The sequence below is a fragment of the Roseateles sp. GW821-FHT09G03 genome (assembly GCF_059416045.1).
On record NZ_JBWKOK010000004.1, the window covers coordinates 1 to 22,024 of the forward strand.

At 69.5% G+C, this 22,024-nt stretch carries 21 protein-coding genes; 7 read left to right on the forward strand and 14 right to left on the reverse strand.

Going from position 1 to position 22,024, the window contains the following annotated elements:
* Positions 1 to 198: 198 nt before the first annotated feature.
* The 5 genes from AC07OZ_RS15485 to AC07OZ_RS15505 all read right to left on the reverse strand — a co-directional run bounded on the left by AC07OZ_RS15485 (position 199) and on the right by AC07OZ_RS15505 (position 6,017).
* On the reverse strand, positions 199 to 360 hold the full coding sequence (locus AC07OZ_RS15485; RefSeq protein ID WP_495468540.1) for a YbdD/YjiX family protein: 162 nt from the start codon (positions 358 to 360) through the stop codon (positions 199 to 201).
* A 79-nt stretch (positions 361 to 439) separates the two neighbouring features.
* Positions 440 to 2,518, reverse strand: coding sequence for a carbon starvation CstA family protein (locus AC07OZ_RS15490; protein WP_495467992.1), 2,079 nt, complete (start codon positions 2,516 to 2,518; stop codon positions 440 to 442).
* 145 nt (positions 2,519 to 2,663) lie between these two features.
* On the reverse strand, positions 2,664 to 3,740 hold the full coding sequence (locus AC07OZ_RS15495) for a hypothetical protein (protein WP_495467993.1): 1,077 nt from the start codon (positions 3,738 to 3,740) through the stop codon (positions 2,664 to 2,666).
* A 151-nt stretch (positions 3,741 to 3,891) separates the two neighbouring features.
* The gene (locus AC07OZ_RS15500; RefSeq protein ID WP_495467994.1) at positions 3,892 to 4,614 is read right to left on the reverse strand and encodes a response regulator transcription factor; all 723 of its coding nucleotides are present in this window, start codon (positions 4,612 to 4,614) and stop codon (positions 3,892 to 3,894) included.
* The gene (locus AC07OZ_RS15505; RefSeq protein ID WP_495467995.1) at positions 4,611 to 6,017 is read right to left on the reverse strand and encodes a cache domain-containing protein; all 1,407 of its coding nucleotides are present in this window, start codon (positions 6,015 to 6,017) and stop codon (positions 4,611 to 4,613) included. The genes AC07OZ_RS15500 and AC07OZ_RS15505 overlap by 4 nt, the downstream gene beginning before the upstream one ends.
* Positions 6,018 to 6,185: 168 nt before the next feature.
* Between AC07OZ_RS15505 and lspA the strand changes: the two genes are divergently transcribed.
* Entirely contained in the window at positions 6,186 to 6,683 is a 498-nt protein-coding gene (gene lspA, locus AC07OZ_RS15510) for a signal peptidase II (protein WP_495467996.1), read from the forward strand.
* A gap of 256 nt (positions 6,684 to 6,939) precedes the next feature.
* A complete protein-coding gene (locus tag AC07OZ_RS15515; protein WP_495467997.1) occupies positions 6,940 to 8,724 on the forward strand; it encodes a sensor histidine kinase in 1,785 nt (594 codons plus the stop codon).
* Here AC07OZ_RS15515 and AC07OZ_RS15520 read toward each other — a convergent pair.
* Positions 8,704 to 9,687 (reverse strand): quinone oxidoreductase family protein, encoded by a 984-nt coding sequence (locus AC07OZ_RS15520; protein WP_495467998.1) that lies wholly within the window; start codon positions 9,685 to 9,687, stop codon positions 8,704 to 8,706. The two genes, AC07OZ_RS15515 and AC07OZ_RS15520, sit on opposite strands and share 21 nt — an antisense overlap.
* A gap of 96 nt (positions 9,688 to 9,783) precedes the next feature.
* On the opposite strand from AC07OZ_RS15520, the gene AC07OZ_RS15525 reads away from it, so the two are divergent.
* Positions 9,784 to 10,701: a DMT family transporter gene (locus AC07OZ_RS15525; protein WP_495467999.1), complete on the forward strand. Its 918-nt coding sequence runs from the start codon at positions 9,784 to 9,786 to the stop codon at positions 10,699 to 10,701.
* A gap of 47 nt (positions 10,702 to 10,748) precedes the next feature.
* Here the strand turns inward: AC07OZ_RS15525 and AC07OZ_RS15530 are convergent, their stop codons facing one another.
* Positions 10,749 to 11,537, reverse strand: a complete 789-nt coding sequence (locus AC07OZ_RS15530) for an SDR family NAD(P)-dependent oxidoreductase (RefSeq protein WP_495468000.1) — start codon at positions 11,535 to 11,537, stop codon at positions 10,749 to 10,751.
* Between the two features lie 27 nt (positions 11,538 to 11,564).
* Entirely contained in the window at positions 11,565 to 12,500 is a 936-nt protein-coding gene (locus AC07OZ_RS15535; RefSeq protein ID WP_495468001.1) for a DMT family transporter, read from the reverse strand.
* A gap of 276 nt (positions 12,501 to 12,776) precedes the next feature.
* On the opposite strand from AC07OZ_RS15535, the gene AC07OZ_RS15540 reads away from it, so the two are divergent.
* Both AC07OZ_RS15540 and AC07OZ_RS15545 read left to right on the forward strand, forming a co-directional pair.
* Positions 12,777 to 13,802 carry a GGDEF domain-containing protein gene (locus tag AC07OZ_RS15540; RefSeq protein ID WP_495468002.1) on the forward strand — a complete coding sequence of 342 codons (1,026 nt, stop codon included), beginning with the start codon at positions 12,777 to 12,779 and terminating at the stop codon, positions 13,800 to 13,802.
* 67 nt (positions 13,803 to 13,869) lie between these two features.
* Complete coding sequence (locus AC07OZ_RS15545) at positions 13,870 to 15,423, forward strand: sensor histidine kinase (protein ID WP_495468003.1); 1,554 nt, start codon at positions 13,870 to 13,872, stop codon at positions 15,421 to 15,423.
* Positions 15,424 to 15,469: 46 nt separating this feature from the next.
* On the opposite strand, the gene AC07OZ_RS15550 is transcribed toward AC07OZ_RS15545, so the two are convergent.
* The gene (locus tag AC07OZ_RS15550; RefSeq protein ID WP_377156019.1) at positions 15,470 to 15,691 is read right to left on the reverse strand and encodes a hypothetical protein; all 222 of its coding nucleotides are present in this window, start codon (positions 15,689 to 15,691) and stop codon (positions 15,470 to 15,472) included.
* A gap of 121 nt (positions 15,692 to 15,812) precedes the next feature.
* Positions 15,813 to 16,271, reverse strand: coding sequence for a hypothetical protein (locus tag AC07OZ_RS15555; RefSeq protein ID WP_495468004.1), 459 nt, complete (start codon positions 16,269 to 16,271; stop codon positions 15,813 to 15,815).
* A 245-nt stretch (positions 16,272 to 16,516) separates the two neighbouring features.
* Here AC07OZ_RS15555 and AC07OZ_RS15560 point away from each other — a divergent pair, with 245 nt between their 5' ends.
* Positions 16,517 to 17,392 (forward strand): transglycosylase SLT domain-containing protein, encoded by an 876-nt coding sequence (locus AC07OZ_RS15560; RefSeq protein WP_495468005.1) that lies wholly within the window; start codon positions 16,517 to 16,519, stop codon positions 17,390 to 17,392.
* Positions 17,393 to 17,495: 103 nt separating this feature from the next.
* On the opposite strand, the gene AC07OZ_RS15565 is transcribed toward AC07OZ_RS15560, so the two are convergent.
* The 4 genes from AC07OZ_RS15565 to AC07OZ_RS15580 all read right to left on the reverse strand — a co-directional run bounded on the left by AC07OZ_RS15565 (position 17,496) and on the right by AC07OZ_RS15580 (position 20,940).
* Positions 17,496 to 19,178, reverse strand: a complete 1,683-nt coding sequence (locus AC07OZ_RS15565; protein WP_495468006.1) for an MFS transporter — start codon at positions 19,176 to 19,178, stop codon at positions 17,496 to 17,498.
* Between the two features lie 220 nt (positions 19,179 to 19,398).
* Positions 19,399 to 20,040, reverse strand: coding sequence for a 2-hydroxychromene-2-carboxylate isomerase (locus AC07OZ_RS15570; protein WP_495468007.1), 642 nt, complete (start codon positions 20,038 to 20,040; stop codon positions 19,399 to 19,401).
* 94 nt (positions 20,041 to 20,134) lie between these two features.
* A complete protein-coding gene (locus tag AC07OZ_RS15575; RefSeq protein WP_495468008.1) occupies positions 20,135 to 20,398 on the reverse strand; it encodes a DUF1289 domain-containing protein in 264 nt (87 codons plus the stop codon).
* Positions 20,395 to 20,940 (reverse strand): YbaK/EbsC family protein, encoded by a 546-nt coding sequence (locus tag AC07OZ_RS15580; RefSeq protein ID WP_495468009.1) that lies wholly within the window; start codon positions 20,938 to 20,940, stop codon positions 20,395 to 20,397. The genes AC07OZ_RS15575 and AC07OZ_RS15580 overlap by 4 nt, the downstream gene beginning before the upstream one ends.
* 118 nt (positions 20,941 to 21,058) lie before the next feature.
* On the opposite strand from AC07OZ_RS15580, the gene AC07OZ_RS15585 reads away from it, so the two are divergent.
* Positions 21,059 to 22,003 carry a LysR substrate-binding domain-containing protein gene (locus AC07OZ_RS15585; protein ID WP_495468010.1) on the forward strand — a complete coding sequence of 315 codons (945 nt, stop codon included), beginning with the start codon at positions 21,059 to 21,061 and terminating at the stop codon, positions 22,001 to 22,003.
* Positions 22,004 to 22,024 lie beyond the last annotated feature (21 nt).

A 22,024-nucleotide genomic window follows, 5' to 3' on the forward strand; every position in this document is an offset into this window, starting at 1 on the left:
CCCTCTGGAACAGTGGGCAACGATTCAATCCAGCGATGCTCTCGTCCCTTGGAGCTTGAAAGGAACCATAGAACCTCGAACAGACGGCGCCCCAAGTCAGTCCGGGGCTCGACCACTCCGCCGGCCCCGGGCGACCTTGCGCCGTCTCCACGTCCGCCTTCGCGCTCGCGCTCGCGCTCGCCTTCGCTTCGTCAGCGCTCAGCAGCAACGGCCGGTGCGGGAGCTGTAGCGCGCCTCCTGGCGCTCGCGGAAGAAAGCCTCGTAGCTCAGCGGGGCGTCGTCCGGGTGCGTACGGGCCATGTGCGCCAGATAGGCGCCGTAGTCGGCACCGATCAGTTGCTGGCGCACGCCGCGCGCCATGTAGCGCCCCGCCTGCAGGACATCGGACGCGGTCGACAGCGCGGCTTGCGCCGCCTGCGCCGCGACCTCGGCCGCCTGCTTAAGCATGACCACCCGCCGTCGCGCCTTCAGGCATGCGCTCGAACGGCGTTTCGTGAACCGACGGTTTGCGCTCGGCTCGCGCCTTCAGCACCGCCTTCACGCTGTACACGAGCACGCTCACGACCACGAACATGAAGAGCCCGCACAGCGCCGCGTCCAGACGGTCGTTGAAGATCACGCGCTCCATCGCGTCCAGGCTCTTGGCCGGTGCCAGCACCTTGCCCGCCGCCAGCGAGTCCGCGTACTTCGCGGCATGCGCCAGGAAGCCCACCTTCGGATCGTCGCTGAAGATCTTCTGCCAGCCGGCCGTCATCGTGCAGATCAGCAGCCAGGCCGCCGGCAGGATCGTCGTCCAGGCATAGCGGTCCTTCTTCATCTTGAACAGCACCACCGTGCCCAGCAGCAGCGCGACGGCCGCCAGCATCTGGTTGGCGATGCCGAACAGCGGCCACAGCGTGTTGATGCCGCCCAGCGGATCCACCACGCCCTGGTACAGGAAGTAGCCCCAGGCCGCCACGCACAGGCCGGTGGCGATCAGGTTGGCCGGCAGCGATTCGGTGCGCTTCAGCGCCGGGACGAAGGTGCCCAGCAGGTCTTGCAGCATGAAGCGGCCGGCGCGCGTGCCGGCGTCGACAGCGGTCAGGATGAACAGCGCCTCGAACAGGATCGCGAAGTGGTACCAGAAGGCCATCATCGCCTTGCCGCCGACCACCTGATGCAGGATGTGGGCCATGCCAACCGCCAGCGTCGGTGCGCCGCCGGCGCGCGCGAGGATGGTGTTCTCGCCGACGTCCTTGGCCGTCTGCACCAGCATCTCCGGCGTGATCACGAAGCCCCAGGTGGAAAGCGTCGCGGCCACCTGGTCGGGGGTCGTGCCCACGAGCGCGGCCGGGCTGTTCATCGCGAAGTAGACGCCCGGCTCGATGCACGAGGCCGCCACCAGCGCCATCACCGCGACGAAGGATTCGGCCAGCATGCCGCCGTAGCCGATGAAGCGGGCGTTGACCTCGTTGTCCAGCATCTTGGGCGTGGTGCCCGAGCTGATCAGCGCGTGGAAGCCCGACACCGCGCCGCAGGCGATGGTGATGAACAGGAAGGGGAACAGGTTGCCCGACCACACCGGGCCGTTGCCGGCCGCGAACTGCGTGAACGACGGCATCTGCATCGGCGGGGCGACGATCACGATGCCGATGGCCAGCGCGATGATCGTGCCGATCTTCAGGAACGTGGACAGATAGTCGCGCGGCGCCAGCAGCAGCCACACCGGGATGCTGGCGGCGACGAAGCCGTAGCCGATCAGCATCCACGTCAGCGCCTTGCCGTCGTAGGTGAACAGCGGCGCCCAGGCGGGGCTCTCATGCACCCACTGGCCGCCGATGATGGCCAGCATCAGCAGCACGAAGCCGATGATGGAGACCTCGCCGATGCGGCCCGGACGGATGAATCTCAGGTAGACGCCCATGAACAGCGCCACCGGGATGGTCGCCGCCACGGTGAAGGTCCCCCAGGGCGAACCCGCCAGTGCCTTCACGACGATCAGCGCCAGCACCGCCAGGATGATGATCATGATCATGAAGGCGCCGAACAGCGCGATCACGCCGGGCACCGTGCCCATCTCCTGCTTGACGAGGTCGCCCAGCGAGCGGCCGTCGCGGCGCGTCGAGATGAACAGCACGATGAAGTCCTGCACCGCGCCGGCGAAGATCACGCCGGCCAGGATCCAGAGCAGGCCCGGCAGATAGCCCATCTGCGCGGCCAGCACCGGACCGACCAGCGGGCCGGCGCCGGCGATCGCGGCGAAGTGGTGGCCGTACAGCACGTACTTGTGGGTCGGGACGAAGTCCAGGCCGTCGTTGTACTTCCAGGCCGGCGTCTTGCGGGTGGGGTCCAGGCCCAGGACCTTGGTGGCCAGGAACAGGCTGTAGTAGCGGTAGCCGATCAGGTACACGCAGATCGCCGCGACGACGACCCACAACGCGCTGACCGCTTCACCGTTCGCCAGCGCGACGGTGGCCAGGGCGAAGGCCCCGAGGATGGCCACGCCCGCCCAGGCGAGGTGGCGACTCATGTTCGACATCGATGTCTCCTTTTATCGTCGCGCGCCCGGCGGCCACGAAGGACGTCGACACGCGCGGGCTGTCTTGCGGCGGCAGTTTCCGTTCCTGTGACGTTTCTCACATCCGTTGCACGGACTAGGTCCGGGACGTGGGAGCACGTAGGGGTCAACCCTCAGACCCCACGGTCGCCTCCGGTGGCTCCCACCGCGTGGCCTTCACCGCCCCCATCCGCACGATCCCGCGACTCAAGGCGTCCGCCAGGTCCTCTCCCCGCTCGAACATGTCCATGGCGGTCGCGGCCCGCCACGACCGTGCCTCCGAGATCCCGGCACGCGGAGCATCGGAAACACCGCGGACCAGTTCCGGATGCAGGCACTGCGCACCAAGCATCGTGATCGGCAGTCCCACACATTCGGTGTTGAAGGCGGCTCGTAGCGCCGTCGGGCTGACGCGAAGCGCGCGGGCCACGCGTTCAAGGTTGTTGCAGCGCAGCGCCTTCTCGCGCAAGTGGTGGTTCGAGAACATCACGCGCAGAAGATCGATCGGCGGCCGGTAATCGCAGGCCCGGGACTTCTTTCCCAGTTTCTCGAAGGAGGCTTGACGGTTCGACTCCGCGGAGTCGGCGGACAAGGGCGGCGGCTCGAAACGCCGCGCCAGCGGATGCCGCATCGTCAGCCGTTCCGCCATCGCCGGCTGGCTTCGCAAGTGGCGGACCAGACCCGCCCGCAACGCGATGCCGTCGCGGCAGCAGTCCGGCGCCGTCTGTCCGCGGGACTCGTGACAGCGTCGGGACGCCTGGGCCGCCAGTTCGAACACCAGGCTGGCCCAGAACGGCCGGCTGACCTGCATCACCGGATGGGCCTCGCCGCCGACGTCGCGCACTTCACCGAGGCCGATGTGCGCACTGCCGTCATACGCGAAGAATCCGCAGAGCCAGGGACGGCAGCACGCGGTGGACCCCGCGTCCGGATCCTGCGCAATCAGGACGCGTCCCGCCTTGCACCGGTCGAAGAACGCCCAGCTGACCAGCGGCGCCATGCCGGCCGGAAAGATGCCCATCCCCTGCAGGCAGACGCCGATGTCGAAGAGGAAAGCCGCGTGGTGATCGGGCTGGTCCGTCGACACCCAGGTCTCCGGCCCTTCGAGTTCAGCCAGCCAGCGGTGGGCCCCAGCGGACGGCGCGGGACCGGCTTCCGCGGCAACGGACGGGGGCAGGACAGCGGGCCGCTGGTCGGGCGGCATCGAAGAGGCGCTTCGGAAAGCACCGGATGCAGAGGGCAACATGGCGCGGCAGGTCGGGAGGAAGCTCCCTCTGTCAGCGCCCGCGTCACGCCGGTTTCACCGCCCGGTTCTTCACGCGCTCCGTCCAGCGCCAACCTGGCGCCAGCGCCCGTCAGACGGGATCGCGATGCAGTCCGCGCGCGTGCTCCACGGCATAGCGGATCAGCTCCGCCTGGCCTTCGAGGTCGAGCTTGCGCTTGATGTTCTGACGGTGGGTCTCGACGGTCCTCACGGACAGGTCGAGGGTGCGAGCGATCTGCTTGCTGGATTCGCCGCGGGCGAGCGCGGAGAGGATCTCGCTCTCGCGCGGCGAGAGGATGGGCCGGGGCTGCTGGCTGCGGAACATCCGCTTGGAGACGCCCGGGCTGAGGAAGGTGCCGCCGGCCGCGACCGCGTCGATCGCCGCGACGATCTCGCCCGCCGGCGCATCCTTGAGCACATAGCCGCGCGCGCCGGCCTGCAGCGCGCGCTGCACGTACTCGGGGTTGTCGTACATGCTGTACATCAGCACGCGCAGGTCGGGCACGCGTTCCAGCATCGTCTGCGCGAGCTGGATGCCGTTGTGCCCCTTCAGGCCGACGTCCAGCAGCACGACCTGCGGCTGCGTGGCGATCAGCATCATCATCGCCTCCTCCGCGGTGCCGGCCTCGCCGACGACGAGGTAGCGCACCTCGCCCTGCAGGCGCGAGCGCACGCCCTCGCGCACCAGCGGGTGGTCGTCGACCAGCAGGATCCGGACGGGCGTGGTCGTGCCGGCCGATGCGGCCGCGGCGTCGGCGGCGGTCGCATCGGCCGCGGCGGCCGTCGAGGTGCTGGAGGACGGGTCGGTAGTCATGGCGAGGGATTGTCGCGCGCCAGGCGGCTGATCGCCGACGCGGGCACGATGGCCTCCACCTGCGTGCCGTGGCCCGGACTGGACTGCAGGTCCAGGACGCCGCCGACCGAGGCCATCCGCTCGCGCATGTTGCGCAGGCCGATGCCCTGGCTGGGATCGGCGCGTTCGGCATCGGCGGGATCGAAACCCGTGCCGTCGTCGAGCACGCGCAGCAGCACCGCGCCCCCATCGCCGCGGGATGGCTCCGGCGCGAACTCGAGCGCCATCTCCACGCGCGCCGCGCCGGCGTGCTTGGCGACATTCGTCAACGCCTCCTGCGCGACGCGGAACAGCACCGTGTTGAGCAGCTCCGGCAGTTCGCGCGGCGTGCCGGAAACGCTCATGGCCACGGACACCGCGCCCGCCTCGTCGAACTCCCGCGCGAGATGCTCCAGCGCGGCCGGCAATCCCAGCGTGTCGAGCAGCGCCGGGCGCAGGCGATGGGACAGGCCGCGCACCTCGCTCAGGCTGGCGTTGAGCCGCTCCAGCGCGCGCGGCAACAGCGTGGTCGAACCCGCCTGCTGCGCCGATTCGATCAGCAGCTTGGTCGACACCAGGGTCTGGCTGACGCCGTCATGCAGCTCGCGCGAGAGGTGCGCGCGCTCGTCCTCCTGCGAACGCACGACCTCGTGCGCCAGCGCGCGCAGCCGGGCCTCGGACTGGCGGTGTTCGCTGAGGTTCAAGGCCAGCGCGGACGCGCTGATCAACGCGACGCCGAACACCGCGATCGCCGCGATGCCCCACATCGTCCGCGCGATGTTGGCCTGCGCCTCGCGGTCGAGCTGCTCCAGCGTCGCGCGGATGCCGTCCAGGTACAGGCCCGTGCCCAGCATCCAGTTCCAGCGCTCCATCGCGACGACATAACCCAGCTTGGGCGCCATCTCGCCGCTGGACGGCTTGCGCCAGAGGTACTCGACATAGCCGCCGCCGGCCCGGGCCTGTTCGACCAGCTGCTGGATCGTCGGCCGGCCCAGCGGATCGCGCAGGCCCCACAGGTCGCGGCCCAGCAGCTCCGGCTGGCGCGAATGCATCAGCACCCGGCCCTGCAGGTCGTAGACGAAGAAATAGCCGTCCTCGCCGTAGTCGAGCGAGGACAGCAGCCGCAGCGCCTCGCGCTTGTCGCGCTCGACATCGGCGTCGGTGGTCCGCGCGGCGATCGCGGGCGAGCGCTCGTACAGCGGCTGCAGCGTGCTGACGGCCAGTTCGACGTAGTGGCGCAGCTCATCGCGGCGCGCGTCCATGTAGGCGCGCTGCACGGCGGCATGCTCGCGGGCGAGCAGCTCGCGCTCCTGCTGGCGCACCGCCACCGCGATCAGCAGCAGCGAGGCCACCAGCGGCAGCAGCGCCAGCAGCAGGATCTTCACGCGCAATCTCATCGGGCCGTCATCCGTTCATCATCGGGTCGTCATCGGAAACGCATCGAGCGCGGCTCCCCGGGCCGCACTCTAGCCGCACGGCCAGGCCTCGGCGGGCGCTACAGTTGCGGGTTCCGCCCGACGTCTCCGTCACGCAGTCTCCATCCCGCAGCATCCATGGCCACCAAGTCTCCGTCCTCGTCGAACAACCGCCTGATCCAGTGGCTGGCGATCGCCCTGCTGGTCATCGTGGCCGATCAGTTCACCAAGGTCCTGATCCTGCACAGCTTCCAGTACGGGGACAGTCACTACGTGCTGCCCTTCTTCAACCTGGTGCGGGTCCACAACACCGGCGCGGCGTTCAGCTTCCTGGCGGGCGCGTCGGGCTGGCAGCGCTGGTTCTTCGTCGGACTCGGCGTCGCGGCGACGATCTTCATCGTCTGGATGCTGCGCCGCCACGGCCACCAGACGCAGTTCGCGTGGGCGCTCAGCCTGATCCTGGGCGGCGCGGTGGGCAACATCGTCGACCGGCTGCTGCACGGCTACGTCGTCGACTTCATCCAGCTGCACTGGGCCGGCTGGTACTACCCGTCCTTCAACATTGCCGACAGCGCCATCACCATCGGCGCCGTCCTGCTGATCTGGGACGAACTGCGCCGCGTCAAGCGCGGCTGAGCACCGGGCGCGCGGGAGCGCGCCCTCCCCCGAACGCCCCTCGGACCGAGGGTTCCTCCGGAGAAACGAGGCTGGCGTCCGCACGCCCGCCCGCATAGCCTTTGTCCTGAAGAGGGAGGCCGTCACGCGGGCGCGGACGGTTCGGCACGCGTGGGCCTTCGACGTGACGAAGTGGACATCGCGACCATGGACAGGACACGGCCGACGGCGACAATCCGCTGCGACCAAACGTAACCAAGAACAGGGCCTCGCCCCCATGCTCGACTTCTCCTGCCTGACCCACTATGACTGGCTCGATGTGCCCATGTGGGTCTACGACCAGGAGCGTCAGCGCAACCTCTGGGCCAATGCCGCCGCGCTGGGTTTCTGGCGCGCCGACAGCGCCGAGGAATTCCTCTCCCGCGATCTCAGCGACATGAGCCCCTCGGTCGCGGAGCGGCTGGCGGTGACCGCCGCCGATCACACGCAGGGGAAGCTGGTCCGCGAGCAGTGGACGCTCTATCCCAAGGGCCAGCCGACGACGGTGATGCTGGTCTCCCGCGGCATCCGCACGCCCGACAAGCGCCAGGTGATGCTGTTCGCGGCGGACTCGCTGGTCAGCGGCGTCGACAAGAGCCTGCTGCGCGGTGTCGAGGCGCTGCAGCACACCTCCGTGCGGATCGCGGTGTTCTCGCTGCGAGACGGCAGCGTGCTGATGCGCAATCCCGCCGCGGCGATGTGCTTCAACGGCCTGCGCAAGACCATCGGCGCGACCGACTTCAGCGCGATCTTCCCGGAACCCGACCTGGCGCGCCGCATCGTCGCGCAGGTGCGCGGCGGACAGACCTTCGGCGCCGAACTGGAGATCAACACCGCCAACGGCCGCCGCTGGCACGCCGTCGATGCGCGCCCGATGCGCGACCCGGTCAGCGGCGAGGTCGTGCTGCAGCTCAACGCGCGCGACATCGGCGACTTCAAGGCCACGCAGGCGCAACTCGAGGCCGCGCGCGAAGCCGCCGAAGCCGCCAGCCAGGCCAAGAGTTCCTTCCTGGCCAACATGAGCCACGAGATCCGCACGCCGATGAACGGCGTGCTGGGCCTGACCGAGCTGGTCCTGCAGACCGAGCTCAACGAGCGCCAGCGCAAGTTCATCGAGCTCGCGCACAGTTCGGCCAAAGGGCTGATGGTCATCATCAACGACCTGCTGGACATCGCCAAGATCGAGGCCGGCCGCGTGATCATCGACCAGGCGCCGTTCAGCCTGCACGACTGCCTGCGCGAGGCGCTGCACCCGCTGCTGCTGCAAGCGCACGAGAAGGGCCTGCAACTGCACGCGCGCGTGCAGCCGGGCGTGCCGCAGCATCTGCTGGGCGACGCGCTGCGGCTGCGCCAGATCATGGTGAACCTCGTCGGCAACGCGTTGAAGTTCACCGAGAAGGGCGAGGTCCGCGTCGACATCCAGCGCGTGGACAGCGATGGCGGCGGCGCCGAGCCGGCCCACGCGGGTCCGCTGCGCCTGCGCATCGCGGTGCACGACACCGGCATCGGCATGACGCGCGAGCAGATCGCGCAGATCTTCAGCCCGTTCACGCAGGCCGACGGCAGCATCACGCGCCGCTACGGCGGTACCGGCCTGGGCCTGACCATCGTGAAGCGCCTGGTGGAGCTGATGGGCGGCGAGGTCCAGGTGGAGAGCCAGCCCGGCGCGGGCTCCTGCTTCAGCTTCGAGATCAAGGTGTCGCAGCCGCTGGTGCTGGACGAGGTGCTGCGCACCGAGACCGTCGACGTGGACGTGCATGAAACGACGGCAGGTTCCCTCGATGGCGAGCCGGCCACCGACTTCGGCGCGGACACCGTGCCCGCGGGCCTCGACGATCTGCCCGCGCCGCAACGCATCGTCACCGACGAGCGCGACACTGAACTCAGGGAAGCCAGGGAGCCCAGGCACGACTCCCGGGCCGACGACAGCGCCAACGACGCGCTGCTGGACGCGGAGACGGTGGCGGCCGATCTGGATCCACCGCTCTCCGCGGCCACCGGTTCAAACCAGCAGCACGCCTGAGCCTGTCGTCGTGCGGGCTTCCAGCTCGCGGTGGGCGCGCTGCACCTCGTCGAACGGATAACGCTGCTCGACCTCGATCTTCACCACGCCACGCTCGACGGCATCGAACAGAGCGCCTGAAATCTCCTGCGTCGCCTCGAGCGACGAGAGGTGCACGAACAGCGACGGCCGCGTCAGGTAGAGCCCCGACGCCGACAGCGCCTTCAGCGGCACCGGCGGCACCACGCCGGACGCGTTGCCGAAGCTGACCATCAGTCCGAAGGGCCGCAGGCTCGCCAGCGAGCCTTCCCAGGTCGACGCGCCGACCGAGTCGTAGACGACCTTCACGCCCTGGCCGCCGGTGATCTCCTTGACGCGATCGGCGAAGTTCTCCTTCGAGTAGTTGATCGCGAACTCGGCGCCATGATCGAGCGCGAGCTGGCATTTCGCATCGCTGCCGGCAGTGCCGATCAGCCTCAGCCCGAGCGCCTTCGCCCACTGGCAGGCGATCAGGCCGACGCCGCCCGCGGCCGCGTGGAACAGCACATGGTCCCCGGGCTGCAGGCCCCCCTGCGGCAGCGTGCGCTGCAGCAGGTACTGCACCGTCATGCCCTTGAGCATCATCGAGGCGCCCTGCTCGAAGCTCAGGAAGTCCGGCAGCTTCACGACGCACTTCGCCGGCATCACGCGCGCGGTCGCATAAGCGCCGATCGGCTGGCTCGCGTACGCGGCACGGTCGCCGACCTTCAGATGGGTCACGCCATCGCCCACCGCCTCGATGACACCCGCCCCCTCCATGCCGATCCCCGTCGGCAACGGCAGCGGGTAGACGCCGCTGCGGTGGTAGATGTCGATGTAGTTGAGGCCGCAGGCCGCGTGGCGGATGCGGATCTCTCCGGGGCCCGGGTCGCCGACCTCGACGGATTCAATCGTCAGGACCTCCGGTCCGCCGGGTTGCGAGATGCGCACGGCTCTGTCGCTCATCAGGGTTCTCCTCAAGGGGGGGATGTCGCTCGCGCGTCGCCCGACGCGCCGATCGCGGCTATCGTGCCAGTCTCGCGACTCCAGCGCTTCGCCGCAATGACGTTGACCCCACGACTGGCCCTGATGCTGACGCTGCCGCCGCTGCTGTGGGCGGGCAACGCGGTCGTCGGGCGATCGGTCGGGCCGCTGGTGCCGCCGCTGCTGCTCAACGCGACACGCTGGACGCTGGCCTTCGTGCTGCTGGTGCTGATCGCGCGGCCGGCGCGCGCGCTGCTGCAAGACCTGACCCCGCTGCGCGCCCGCTGGGGCTACTTCGCACTGACCGGTCTGCTGGGCATGGGCTGCTACAACGCGTTGCAGTACCAGGCGCTGCACAGCTCCACGGCCCTCAACGTCACGCTGATCGCCGCGAGCCTGCCGGTCTGGATGCTGGCCGTCGGCGCCCTGCTCTACCGCGTGTGGCCGACGCGCCGCCAGTTGGCCGGCGCAGTGCTCTCGCTGGCGGGCGTGGCGCTGGTGATCTCGCGCGGTCACCTGGAGCGTCTGGCGCAGGTGCAGTTCGTCGTCGGCGACGTTCTCATGCTGCTGGCCGTGCTCAGTTGGGCTTTCTACAGCTGGCTGCTGGCGCGGCCGCCCGCGCACATGCAGGGCGAGCGCCGTCCCGACTGGGACTGGGCCGCGCTGCTGATGGCGCAGATGCTGTTCGGCCTGGCCTTCGGCTGGGCCTCAGCAGGCGTGGAACAAGCCGTCGGCGTGCCGCCGGTGCAATGGGGCTGGCCGCTGGTGGCGGCGCTCCTCTACGTCGCGATCGGGCCGTCGCTGATTGCCTATCGCTGCTGGGGACTGGGCGTGGCCCAGGCGGGGCCGACGCTGGCGGCCTTCTTCGGCAACCTCACGCCGGTCTTCGCGGCGCTGATGTCGGCCGCACTGCTGGGCGAATGGCCGGCGTGGTTCCACGGCGCGGCCTTCGCGCTGATCGCGGCGGGGATCCTGGTCTCCTCAGCCAAGCGCTGAAGGCCCGTCGAGGGGAAGCGCCGGCCTCGCGAAGCCGGCGCCGACGATCAGAACGTCCCCGGGTACGACCCGCCGTCCAGCAGGATGTTCTGCCCGGTCAGGTAGCCCGCATGCGCCGAGCACATCAGCGCGCAGATCGCGCCGAACTCCGCCGCGCTGCCGAAGCGTTGCGCCGGGATCGCGCCCATGCGCTTGGCGCGCACGTCGTCGACCGGCTGGCCCGACTTCTGCGCGCCGGCGGCCATCGTCTTCTGCAGACGCTCCGTGTCGAAGGCGCCGGGCAGCAGGTTGTTGATCGTCACGTTGCGCCCGGCGATGCGCGACTGGCGCGCGATGCCCGCGACGAAACCGGTCAGCCCCGAACGCGCGCCGTTGGACAGGCCCAGCACGTCGATCGGCGCCTTCACCGCGCCCGAGGTGATGTTGACGATGCGGCCGAAGCCGCGACCGGCCATCTGGTCGACCGTCGCCTTGATCAGCGCGATCGGCGTCAGCATGTTGGCTTCCAGCGCGGCCAGCCACTGCTCGCGGTCCCAGTCGCGGAAGTCGCCGGGCGGCGGACCGCCGGCGTTGTTGATCAGGATGTCCACCTGCGGCGCGGCGGCCAGCGCGGCGGCGCGACCAGCTTCGGTCGTGATGTCGCCGGCCACGGCCACGACCTGCACGGCGGGGTTGAGCGCGCGCAGCTTCGCGGCCTGCGCCTGCAGCGCCTCCTCACCGCGCGCGGTGATCACCACGTTGACGCCTTCGGCGGCCAGCGCCTCGGCGCAGCCCGCGCCCAGGCCCTTCGAGGCCGCGCACACCAGGGCCCACTTGCCCGTCAGTCCCAAGTCCATGTCGATCTCCGTTCTTGATTCGTCGGCTCAGCGCCGCTGGCGCGCGAGCAGCCACACGCCGCCCAGCACCAGCACCGTGCCCGCGACGACCCAGCCGGTCAGCGGTTCGTCGAGGATCAGCACGCCCATCAGTATCGTGGACATGGGGCCGACCATGCCCGTCTGCGCGGCGACACCCGCCCCCATGCGTTCGATCGCCATCATGACCATCAGCACCGGCGCGAAGGTGCAGGCCAGCGCGTTCAGCACCGACAGCCACCACACCGCCGGCGCGAGATCCGCCAGCCCCGACACCGGCCGCGTCAGCAGGAACTGCGCGATGCAGAAGCCGCAGGCGACCGACGTCGCCAGCCCGGTGAGCCGCATGGCGCCGAGGCGTTTGACCCATTCGCCGCTGTAGACCAGGTACAGCGCGTACGACACCGCGCTGCCGAACACCAGCGCGCCGCCGAGCCACACGTTGGCGCCCGCCACCTGCAGTTCGTGCCCGAAGACGAGCAGGACGCCGGCGTAGCTGACCGCCAGCGCGCCCGCCTGGCGCAGCGTCACGCGGCGTCCGAACATCGCCCACGAGAGCAGCAGCACGATGGTCGGGTTGAGGTACAGGATGAGCCGCTCGAAGCTCGCGCTGACATAGGCCAGGCCGGCGAAGTCCAGGAAGCTCGCGAGGTAGTAGCCGCTGAAACCCAGGCCGAGCACGGCGAGCTTCTCGCGTCCCGTGAGCGCCGGCTTGCCGCGGCCGGCCCACCAGGCCAGCAGCAGGAACAGCGGCAGCGCGAGCAGCATGCGCAGCATCAGGAGGGTGATGGCGTCGACGCCGTGGCGATAGGCGAGCTTGACGATGATCGCCTTGCCGGAGAACCCGATCGCGCCGCCGACGGCGAGCAGCAGCCCGCTGAGCGGCACGCGCGCGGAAGCCGCATCGGAAGGGGCGACCGGCGCCGCGGAAGGGGAACTGCTCATGCGGCCGATTCTAGGAATCGGGGCGCGGGCCGCATTCGCGAAGGGGCAATGCACGCTTGCCCACCTTGTCCCCTGCCCTGTCCCTTCCCGCGTGAATAGTTGCGAGCCGCGCCGCCAATGTGCGGTGGCGCCCTCAAGACCTGGCCCCATGACGCCGAAGTCCGGAAGCGCCTGCCGCGCCATGAAGCAGCGGACGGCAGCAGTGGGGATAGGAAATGACAAGGGACCGCGCGTCGACGGACGTGACAGGTTCCGGACCTGCGAGGGACCCTGCCGATGAGATACACCGAGAGCATTGCCGCCAGCGCGCAAGCGTTGCGCACCGCCTTGCCGTTGATGTCGAGACAGCGTGCCGCGCTGCATCCGGTCACGTATGCCGTCTGGTACGAGCATGTGACCGCGATGAACGGCGCGCTCAGCCGCGAGTTGATGGGGCTGACCCAGGACGGCGCGACGCTGGACGAGCCGCAGACCTGGGCGCTCTATCGCAAGCACATCGCCGAGCTCGACGAGCAGATGGCCGTGACGCTGGCGCAGGACGTCGGCGACGTGCTGCGCGGCGTCTCCGACTGCACCGACCAGGCCGGGCAGCAGGTGCAGCAATACGCGCGAGCGTTGCAGGGCTGGGAGCGCTCGCTGCGCAACGCGGCGCCGGGGCAGCATGTCCAGGTGCTGGCCGCCGCGCTGCAAGGCACGCACGACATGGGCCACGCGGTCCACGGCCTGGTGGCGAAGCTGGAGGCCAGCCGCCAGGAGGTCGCCTCGCTGCGGCAGGAGGTCCACCGGGCCCGCAGCGAGGCGCTGCTGGACCCGCTGACGGGACTGAGCAACCGCCGCGGCTTCGACCGCGCGCTGGCCGATTGCCTGCGGAGCCCCGATGCCGGCTCGCCGACGGCCCCCTGCCTGCTGCTGGGCGACGTCGACGATTTCCCGGCGCTGCGCGAGCGCCTCGGTGAAGCGCGCCTGAACGACACGCTGCAGCAGGTCGCCAACACCGTGCGCAGCATCGCCCAGAGCCACCACGTCGCCGCGCGCATCGAAGACGACGAGTTCGCGCTGCTCATCCCGGGCGCCGGCCTGCACGAGGCCTACACGCTCGCCGAGCAGTTGCGCCATGGCGTTGCGCAGCTGCAGGCGGATGCGGACCGGCGCCTGAGCCTGTCGGTGGGCGTCACGCAGCTCGGCCAGGGCGAGAGCGCGCGGGACTTCATAACCCGCGCCGACCAGGCGCTGCAGGCGTCGCGCGCCCAGGGCCGCAACCGCGTGACCGTGCTGGCGGCGGATGAGCGTTTCGCCGCATGAGGCCGTCACCGTCGACCCGCATAATCCGTCGTCACAAGGGATGGACAGAGGGACGGACGTGGCCCTGATGAAGACTTCTCTGCGCAGTGCCGTGATCCTGGCGCTGCTGGCGGGCCTGGCCCTGCCGACCGGCGGCGTGCTGCTGTACGAGCAGCAGCTGAGCCGCCGCGTCGTGATGGAGGACCTGCAGCGCGACCTGTCGCGCGTGTCGGAGGTGCTGGCGCTGTCGCTGGCGGAGCCGATCTGGCAGGTTTCGCCCGACCTGGCCGAGCCGATGGTGAAGGCGCAGGTCGACGATCCGCGCTTCGTCTCGGTGGTCGTGACCGAGAACGCCGCGCAGCAGGCCTTCGTCGAATTCCATCGCGGCACGCCCGACGATGCGATGACGCTCAGCGAGACACGCCCCGTGCTGCGCGACGGCCGCGAGATCGCCAAGCTGACAGTCGTCATGAGCGCCGAACCGCTGATGGCGCGCAAGCGCGACGATCTCTGGAACGCGCTGTGGCGCAGCCTGCTGACGCTGACGGTGTCGCTGGCGCTGATCCTCGTCGTGATGCAGCGCCGCGTGCTGCGCCCGATGGCCCGCTTGTCCGAGGCGGCCGACGAACTCGCGTCGGGACAGCTCGACAAGCCGCTGGCCTTCGGCGGCGAGGACGAGATCGCCCGCGTCGGCAAGGCGATGGAGCGCATGCGGCTCGCGCTGCTGAAGGCCTTCGACGACCTGCGGGGTCATGCCAGCACGCTCGAGGACCAGGTGGCGCAGCGCACCGCCCAGCTGACCGAATCCAACGCCGACCTCACGCAGGCGCTGGCCAACCTCAAGACGGCACAGCGCGAGCTGGTCGAGTCGGAGAAGCTGGCCTCGCTGGGCCGGCTGGTCGCCGGTGTCGCGCACGAACTGAACACGCCGCTGGGCAATGCACTGACGGTGGTGTCCGCGCTCGAGGACCGTTGGGGCAAGCTCGACCGCATGCTGACCGACAACACGCCGATGCGGCGCAGCCAGCTGGAGGAACTCGTCAAGGACACGCGGCGCGGCCAGGACATCCTGCATCGCAACGTGCAGAAGGCGGCCGACCTCGTGCGGGACTTCAAGCAGGTCGCGATCGACCAGACCAGCGACACGCGGCGCGACTTCGAGCTGGCGCAAGTGGTGGAGGACGTGCTCGTGATGGTCGAGCCGAGCTTCAAGCACACGCCCTTCCGCATCGTCACCGACCTGCAGCCGGACCTGCGCATGAGCAGCTATCCCGGCGCGCTGGGTCAGGTCTTGACCAACCTCTTGATGAACACGCTGGTCCACGCCTTCGAGGGCGAGACGACAGGCGAGGTGCGCGTCAGTTGCCACCGGCTCGACGAGGCGATGGTGGAGCTTTGCGTCGACGACAACGGCCACGGCATGGACGCGTCCATCGTGCGCCGGATCTTCGATCCCTTCTTCACGACCAAGCTCGGCAAGGGCGGATCGGGCCTGGGCATGCACATCGTGCACAACATCGTAACGAACGTTTTGGGTGGCCAGATCGAGGTGATCTCACGGCCGGGCGAAGGCACGTGGATGATGATGCGATTGCCGGTCGACGCGCCGCTGCGCGCCGCCAGCGAGGACCGGGTCGGTTGATCCGTCCCCGGGTCCGCGACGCTGACTGCGTCGCTGAGGGCGTCGCTTACTGCGAAGCGCCCGACGCGGCCACGGAAGCCGCTTCAGCCGGCAACGCCGCGGAGGCCGCCGCCATCGCCGCCGAGGCCGCGTCGCTCGCGGCCTGATCCGCGTGGCCACCGGTCACGTCGTGCTTCTCGCCCGTCAGGTCGATGTTGCCGCCGCTCTTCATCAGCACGAACAGCGCGATGGCAGCGAAGACGATGAATCCAACGACGATTTTCCACATGGTTCCGTGATCCTCTTGAGGTTGCCGGTCGCGACAGACTGACCGGGTCGGAGGCCATTGTGGGAAGCGAGGCTGACAGCAGGCTGAGCGCCGCCTGTATCCAGGCGTGACGCGGGTCGGCTCAGCCGATCTGCTCGATCGCATAAGCGATCGCACGCCACGTCGGGTCGCTGCTGGTGGACAGCACCCGCTCGACCAGCGGCCGCCACTCGTGCTGGCCGCCCGCCAGCCGGTCGACCATCGCGAACACCAGCGTGGCGGCATCGGCCTCGCCGGAATGCTGCTCGCTCGCGAGCTCCGCGCGGCCCACCGAAGCGTCCCCGCCCAGCAGCGCGCCGACCGCCATCAGCACCTTGACGGCCCGCTCGTCGCCCAGGTCGAGCGCGAGCGCCGCCGCGATCGGCGCGGCCTCGTCGTGGCGGCCGATCCGGCTGGCCAGCAGCAGGCACGCGGACAGGATGCGTCGCCCGGTCCAGGACGCTTCCGGCGCGGGCAGCACGGAAGCAAACCCGCCGCCGCTGCCCGACATGGGGTCGAACGGGGCGGTGCTGTCGAAGGAAGGAGGGGACTGCAGGTACATGGTGGTTGCTCACGGGTGGCCGCTCTCGATGAGCCTTGCATGCCGTCGAGACGATCGACGCTCGCATCGCGAAGTCTTCGCCCTCGACGCGAAGCAGCGCAGCCCGCGCCGATCTCCGCAATGCCTTCGTGATGTCTTCGTGACGTCTTCGGAGATCGGGACGCAGCTTCGGATCCGACCGGCGGCGCGCGCACGAGTGCCCAAGATGGCCTTTTGTCGTCAGCAACCCCAGAAGGAGACCTGCCATGTCCGTGAGCTTCCAGACCCAACCGCTCGGAGGCCTTGGTGGCCTGGGCGGCCTCGATTCCCTCGGCCAGGCGGGAGGCCTCCAGGGCCTGTCGCAGGCGCCGGGCGGCGCGGCCGAGATCCAGGCCAGACTGACCGAGGTGATCCTCCAGATCCTCAACCTCCTGATCAACGAGATCATGAAGGCGCTGCAACAGCAGCAGCAAGGCGCGCAAGGCGGTGGTGGAGGCGGCGGCGGTGGCCCGTCGGGTGCTTCGGGCACGGGTGCCCCGCAGGGCGTGGGCGGTCCCCAGGGCGCATCGGGCGCCGGCGGCCCGCAAGGCGCGTCCAACCCCTACCAACCGAACAACGCCTATCAGGCCCAGCAACCGTCCTATGCGCCGCCGGTGTCGAACGCCGGCTCGCCGTCGGGCGTGGGCGATGTCTCCTCGACCAGCGGCGGCAAGGGCCCCGCCGGCATGCCCGCGGAGCTGTGGAAGGACTGCCAGGAGGCCGGCAGGAAGACCGGTGTCGACCCCTACATCCTGGCCGCGCAGATGGAGAAGGAAAGCCAGTTCGGCAAGGGTCTGAACGGCAGCCCGAGCGCGGGCGACGGCCTGATGCAGGTCGAGCCCGGCACCCGCCAGGCCTACGCCGGCAAGTTCCAGGAAAAGATGGGACACGCCTACGACCACAACGATCCCAAGGACCAAGTCGCCATGGCCGGCGTGATCCTCGCGGACAAGGGCGGCGACGCCACCAACATGCTGCAGAAGTACAACGGCGGCGACAACTGGGCGCCGGGCGCCACCGACTCCTACGGCCGCGAGATCAAGGCCGCCGAGTACGCGTCCTCGGTGCTTGCGAAGGCGCAGCAGATGAAGGCTGCTGGCTGAAGCAGAAACTGAAGCGCGGAAAAGAACAAGGGCGGCCTCTCGGCCGCCCTTGTCGTTGGCGGCATCGGCGCCGGAGCGCCGATGCCATCGTGCTTGCGCTCGCTCAGTCGCGGGCGTAGATGTCCACGTCCTTGGTCTCGCGGACGAACAGCAGGCCGATCACCAGGGTGAGCGCGGCGATGCCGATCGGGTACCAGAGGCCGTGATAGATGTTGCCGTTCTGCGCCACCATCGCGAAGCTGATCGACGGCAGCAGACCGCCGAACCAGCCGTTGCCGATGTGGTACGGCAGGCTCATCGAGGTGTAGCGGATGCGGGTCGGGAACAGCTCCACCAGCATCGCGGCGATCGGGCCGTAGACCATGGTCACGTACAGCACCAGCACCGCGAGGATCGCGATCACCAGCGGCGTGTTGACCTTGGCCGGGTCGGCCTTGGCCGGGTAGCCCGCGGCCTTCATCGCGTCGCCCAGGTCCTTCTTGAACGCGGCGATCTTCTTCGTGCTGTCCTCGTCGAACTTGTGGCCGCCGGCGGTCAGCGTGGCGGTCGGCGCATCGATGACCTTGTCGCCGATCTTGACCTGGCCGGTACCGGCCGCGCCGGGCACCGTCTCATAGTTCGCCGCGGCTTGCGCCAGGGCGCGCTTGGCGATGTCGCAAGGCGTCGTGAAGTCCACGTCGCGCGCGATCGGGCTGCCCTGGAAGGAGCACTGCGCCGGATCGGTCGTCAGCGTGATCTGCGCGGTCGCCTGGGCCTTCGCCAGGTCCGGGTTGGCCGCGTTGGTCAGCGCCTTGAACAGCGGGAAGTAGGTCAGGATCGCCAGCAGCAGGCCCGCCATGATGATCGGCTTGCGGCCGATCTTGTCGGACAGCGTGCCGAACACGACGAAGAACGGCGTGCCGATCAGCAGCGCGACGGCCACCATGATGTTGGCCGCGGCCGGATCGACCTTGACCACGCTCTGCAGGAAGAACAGCGCGTAGAACTGGCCCGTGTACCAGACCACGCCCTGGCCGGCCACCAGGCCGAACAGCGCCAGCAGCACGACCTTCAGGTTCTTCCACTGGCCGAAGGACTCGGACAGCGGCGCCTTGGAGGTCTTGCCTTCGGACTTCATCTTCTGGAAGGCGGGCGACTCGTTCATCGACAGCCGGATCCACACGCTGATCGCCAGCAGCAGGATCGACACGATGAACGGGATGCGCCAGCCCCAGGCCGCGAAGGTCGCCTCGCCGAGCGCCGTGCGGGTGCCCAGGATGACGATCAGCGACAGGAACAGGCCCAGCGTCGCCGTGGTCTGGATCCACGAGGTGTACGCGCCGCGCTTGCCGTGCGGGGCGTGCTCGGCGACGTAGGTCGCGGCACCGCCGTATTCACCGCCCAGCGCCAGGCCTTGCAGCAGGCGCAGGCCGACCAGGATCACCGCCGCGGCGGGACCGATGGTCTCGTAGGTGGGCAGCACGCCGACGATGAAGGTCGACAGGCCCATGATCAGGATGGTCACCAGGAAGGTGTACTTGCGGCCGATCATGTCGCCCAGACGGCCGAACACCAGCGCGCCGAACGGACGCACGATGAAGCCCGCCGCGAACGCCATCAGCGACGCGATGAACTGGGCGGTCGGATCGAGACCGGTGAAGAACTGCTTGCCGATGATCGCGGCGAGCGAGCCGTACAGGTAGAAGTCGTACCACTCGAACACCGTGCCCAGCGAAGAGGCGAAGATGACCTTCTTCTCTTCGGCCGTCATCGGCGCATTGGTGGTCACTGCGCTTGCAGTTGCCATGGGATTGTCTCCTCGGGATTTCCCAGAGCCATCGACCGATGGCCCTTGGGGCGCGACTATCCGAGCGCGCTCTGACCCGTTTCTGACGACTTGCTTGCCTCAGACTGACAAACCCGGGTCGAACCCTTGCTTCGGTTTTCTCGATGCGGAATTTCGGCCTCTGTGCGCCGCAGCAGAGGGTATGTCCCTACGGCGACATTCGAGGGTGAAGCGCCTTCGCTCAACCGCGCTGCACGCCCACCGGCAAGGTCCGCGCGGCATCCCACGCCGGACCGTCGAACCATGCGTCGCCATCGAGGTAGCCGGTCAGCATGTCGATCGCGTCGAGGCCCCAGAACAGCTTGTCGTCGACGGCCATTGTCGGCACGCCGAAGACGCCGCGCGCGACGGCGGCGTCGGTGGCTTCGCGCAGCGCGCTCTTGACCTCGGCCGAGGCGGGATCGCGCATGGTCGCGAGATCCGCCGACAGCTCGGCGAGACGCTGCGGATCCGCCGCATCGAGCCCGCCGCGCCAGACATGGTGGAAGACGCGCTCGACCGCGTAGCGGCCCGGCGTCTGGTCCGCCGGCGCGGTGGCCCACAACAGGCGCAGCAACGGCAGCGGGTTGAACGGGTGCGCCGCCGGCAGGTCCAGCGGCACGCCGAGCCGGTGGCCGAGCCACGACACCTGGCGGTAGGTCCAGTCGCGCTTGCCGGGGATCTCGGCCGGGCCCTTGTGGGCGAGCGACTTCAGCATCGCGCCGAAGAGGATGGGCAGGTACCGGACCGCGACGCTGCGACCGGCCAGCGCCTCGGGCAGACGCTCGAAGGCGAGCGCCGCGTAGGGCGAGATCGGGTCGAAGTAGAAATCGATGGTGCGCATGGTCGGAGGTTTCCTCGTCGCGTCGCTGTCTACGCCCTCTCCCGCGGGGCGGAAGCGGGTCGGGGTGAGGTGGGGGCGTGGCCGTGCGCCGCCCTCAATCGCGCAGCGGCGCCGTCGCGAGGGCGCCGTGAGACGCGAGCAGCGCCCGACGTTCGGGCAGCAGGTTGAGCAGCCGGATCCGCGATTCATCGTCGGATTTGCTCCAGCCCGCGATCTCGGGGATGGTGCGCGCGCAGCCGCGGCACAGCGCGGTGGGCTCGTGCATCTTGCAGATGTTGATGCAGGGCGAGGCGACTCGCCCTTCGGGCGTGCGCGCGACGTTGTCGGCGGTGACCGGCATCAAGGTCGAAGCGCTCATGACTGGGCCACCTCGATCACCGGCGCGCCGGTCAGCGCGACCAGCTGTTGAGGCGTCATCAGGAACACGCCGTTCGGATGGCCGGCCGCGGCCCAGATCGCATCGAAGCGGAACAGCTCCTGGTCGATGAACAGCTGCGGCGGCGCGCCCTCCTCCGCCGGCTGGAAGCCCAGCGGCGACACGCCGCCAATCGAGAAGCCGGTGCTGGCCTTCACATAGTCGGCATCGGCGCGGCCGAGCTTGCCGGTGTGGACCTCGAGCTTGCGCTCGTCGACGCGCTTGTCGCCGGACGCGATCACCAGCACCGCGGCGCCGTCGGACTTGCGCTTGAAGACGACGCTCTTGGCGATCTGTCCGAGCGCGACGCCGAGGGCGTCGGCGGCCTCCTGCGAGCTGCGGGCCGAGACCTCGAGCCAGCGCGGCTCATGCTCGTGGGACAGCGCGCGCAACGCCGCGCGCACGCGGAGGAAACCGTCGGGACGGGCGGTGTCGGTCGCTGCCGGGGCCGCCGAGGAGGCCGCAGGGGAAGTCGTGTCGCTCATGCCGCGCATTGTGCCAAGGCCCTGGACGCGCGATTGGCGCATCGTCGCGAGACCACCGGTCGCGCACTTCGGTATGGTGCGAAGGTCCCGACATGGGGACAGGCCGGGAGATCGAGTCGTGGAACTGCGCCAGCTGAGGTACCTGATCGGCGTCGCCGACGCCGGCAGCCTGCTGAAAGCCTCCAAGCTGCTGCACCTGGCGCAGCCCGCGCTGGGCCAGCACATCGTGGCGCTGGAGGAGGAACTCGGCGCGACCTTGTTCATCCGCTCCAGCCGCGGCATGGCGTTGACCGACAACGGCCGCCGCTTCGTCGAGCATGCGCGCAAGGTGCTGGCGGAACTCGAGGCCGCCAAGGCATCGGTGCTGGCAGACGGACAGCACCTCGCCGGCGAAGTCATCCTGGGCCTGCCCACGACCGTCGCGCTGGCGGCCACGGTGCCGCTGCTCCGCCTGGTCCGGACGCGGCTGCCGCTGGTGCGGCTGCGCATCGTCGAAAGCCACAGCGGCTTCCTGCGCGAATGGTTGCAGGCGGGGCGGCTGGAACTCAGCATCCTCTTCGAGGACCGCCAGGAGCCGTGGCTGTCGCAACGGCAGCTCCTCACGGAACAACTGGTGCTGGTGGGCGCCGCGGGCGCCGGCGCGCAAGCCCTGGCACGCGAGGTCTCGCTGCGCGAGTTGAGCCGGCTGCCGATGATCCTGCCCAACACCGAGCACGGCCTGCGTCGCATCATCGACGCCGCCTGCCGGGCGAACGGCGTCGCGCTCGACGTGGTGGCCGAGATCGACTCGCTGCCCGCGGTGAAGAGCGCCGTCGCCGCGGGACTCGCGTACACGATCCTGTCGCCGGGCTCGGTGAGCGAGGAACTGCGGCAGGGCCGCCTGCGCCAGGCCGTGATCCGCGATCCGGAGATCCGGCGGACCATCTGCAGCTGCTTCGCGCTGACCCGCTCACCCGGCCCGGCGGCGCGCGCGGTGAGCGACCTCGTCGACGAGGTGATCCGCGAACTCGTGCTGACCGGTCAGTGGCCCGCGACGTTGGCCGGTCACGTCGTCATGCCTTGAAGCATCGACGCTGGCGATGGC

Excerpts from the sequence above, each read along its gene's own strand:
- AC07OZ_RS15485 (WP_495468540.1), bottom strand. The coding sequence starts at position 360 with ATGGCGCGCGGCGTGCGCCAGCAACTGATCGGTGCCGACTACGGCGCC.
- AC07OZ_RS15490 (WP_495467992.1), bottom strand. The coding sequence starts at position 2,518 with ATGTCGAACATGAGTCGCCACCTCGCCTGGGCGGGCGTGGCCATCCTC.
- AC07OZ_RS15495 (WP_495467993.1), bottom strand. The coding sequence starts at position 3,740 with ATGCCGCCCGACCAGCGGCCCGCTGTCCTGCCCCCGTCCGTTGCCGCG.
- AC07OZ_RS15500 (WP_495467994.1), bottom strand. The coding sequence starts at position 4,614 with ATGACTACCGACCCGTCCTCCAGCACCTCGACGGCCGCCGCGGCCGAT.
- lspA (WP_495467996.1), top strand. The coding sequence starts at position 6,186 with ATGGCCACCAAGTCTCCGTCCTCGTCGAACAACCGCCTGATCCAGTGG.
- AC07OZ_RS15515 (WP_495467997.1), top strand. The coding sequence starts at position 6,940 with ATGCTCGACTTCTCCTGCCTGACCCACTATGACTGGCTCGATGTGCCC.
- AC07OZ_RS15520 (WP_495467998.1), bottom strand. The coding sequence starts at position 9,687 with ATGAGCGACAGAGCCGTGCGCATCTCGCAACCCGGCGGACCGGAGGTC.
- AC07OZ_RS15525 (WP_495467999.1), top strand. The coding sequence starts at position 9,784 with ATGACGTTGACCCCACGACTGGCCCTGATGCTGACGCTGCCGCCGCTG.
- AC07OZ_RS15530 (WP_495468000.1), bottom strand. The coding sequence starts at position 11,537 with ATGGACTTGGGACTGACGGGCAAGTGGGCCCTGGTGTGCGCGGCCTCG.
- AC07OZ_RS15535 (WP_495468001.1), bottom strand. The coding sequence starts at position 12,500 with ATGAGCAGTTCCCCTTCCGCGGCGCCGGTCGCCCCTTCCGATGCGGCT.
- AC07OZ_RS15540 (WP_495468002.1), top strand. The coding sequence starts at position 12,777 with ATGAGATACACCGAGAGCATTGCCGCCAGCGCGCAAGCGTTGCGCACC.
- AC07OZ_RS15545 (WP_495468003.1), top strand. The coding sequence starts at position 13,870 with ATGAAGACTTCTCTGCGCAGTGCCGTGATCCTGGCGCTGCTGGCGGGC.
- AC07OZ_RS15550 (WP_377156019.1), bottom strand. The coding sequence starts at position 15,691 with ATGTGGAAAATCGTCGTTGGATTCATCGTCTTCGCTGCCATCGCGCTG.
- AC07OZ_RS15555 (WP_495468004.1), bottom strand. The coding sequence starts at position 16,271 with ATGTACCTGCAGTCCCCTCCTTCCTTCGACAGCACCGCCCCGTTCGAC.
- AC07OZ_RS15560 (WP_495468005.1), top strand. The coding sequence starts at position 16,517 with ATGTCCGTGAGCTTCCAGACCCAACCGCTCGGAGGCCTTGGTGGCCTG.
- AC07OZ_RS15565 (WP_495468006.1), bottom strand. The coding sequence starts at position 19,178 with ATGGCAACTGCAAGCGCAGTGACCACCAATGCGCCGATGACGGCCGAA.
- AC07OZ_RS15570 (WP_495468007.1), bottom strand. The coding sequence starts at position 20,040 with ATGCGCACCATCGATTTCTACTTCGACCCGATCTCGCCCTACGCGGCG.
- AC07OZ_RS15575 (WP_495468008.1), bottom strand. The coding sequence starts at position 20,398 with ATGAGCGCTTCGACCTTGATGCCGGTCACCGCCGACAACGTCGCGCGC.
- AC07OZ_RS15580 (WP_495468009.1), bottom strand. The coding sequence starts at position 20,940 with ATGAGCGACACGACTTCCCCTGCGGCCTCCTCGGCGGCCCCGGCAGCG.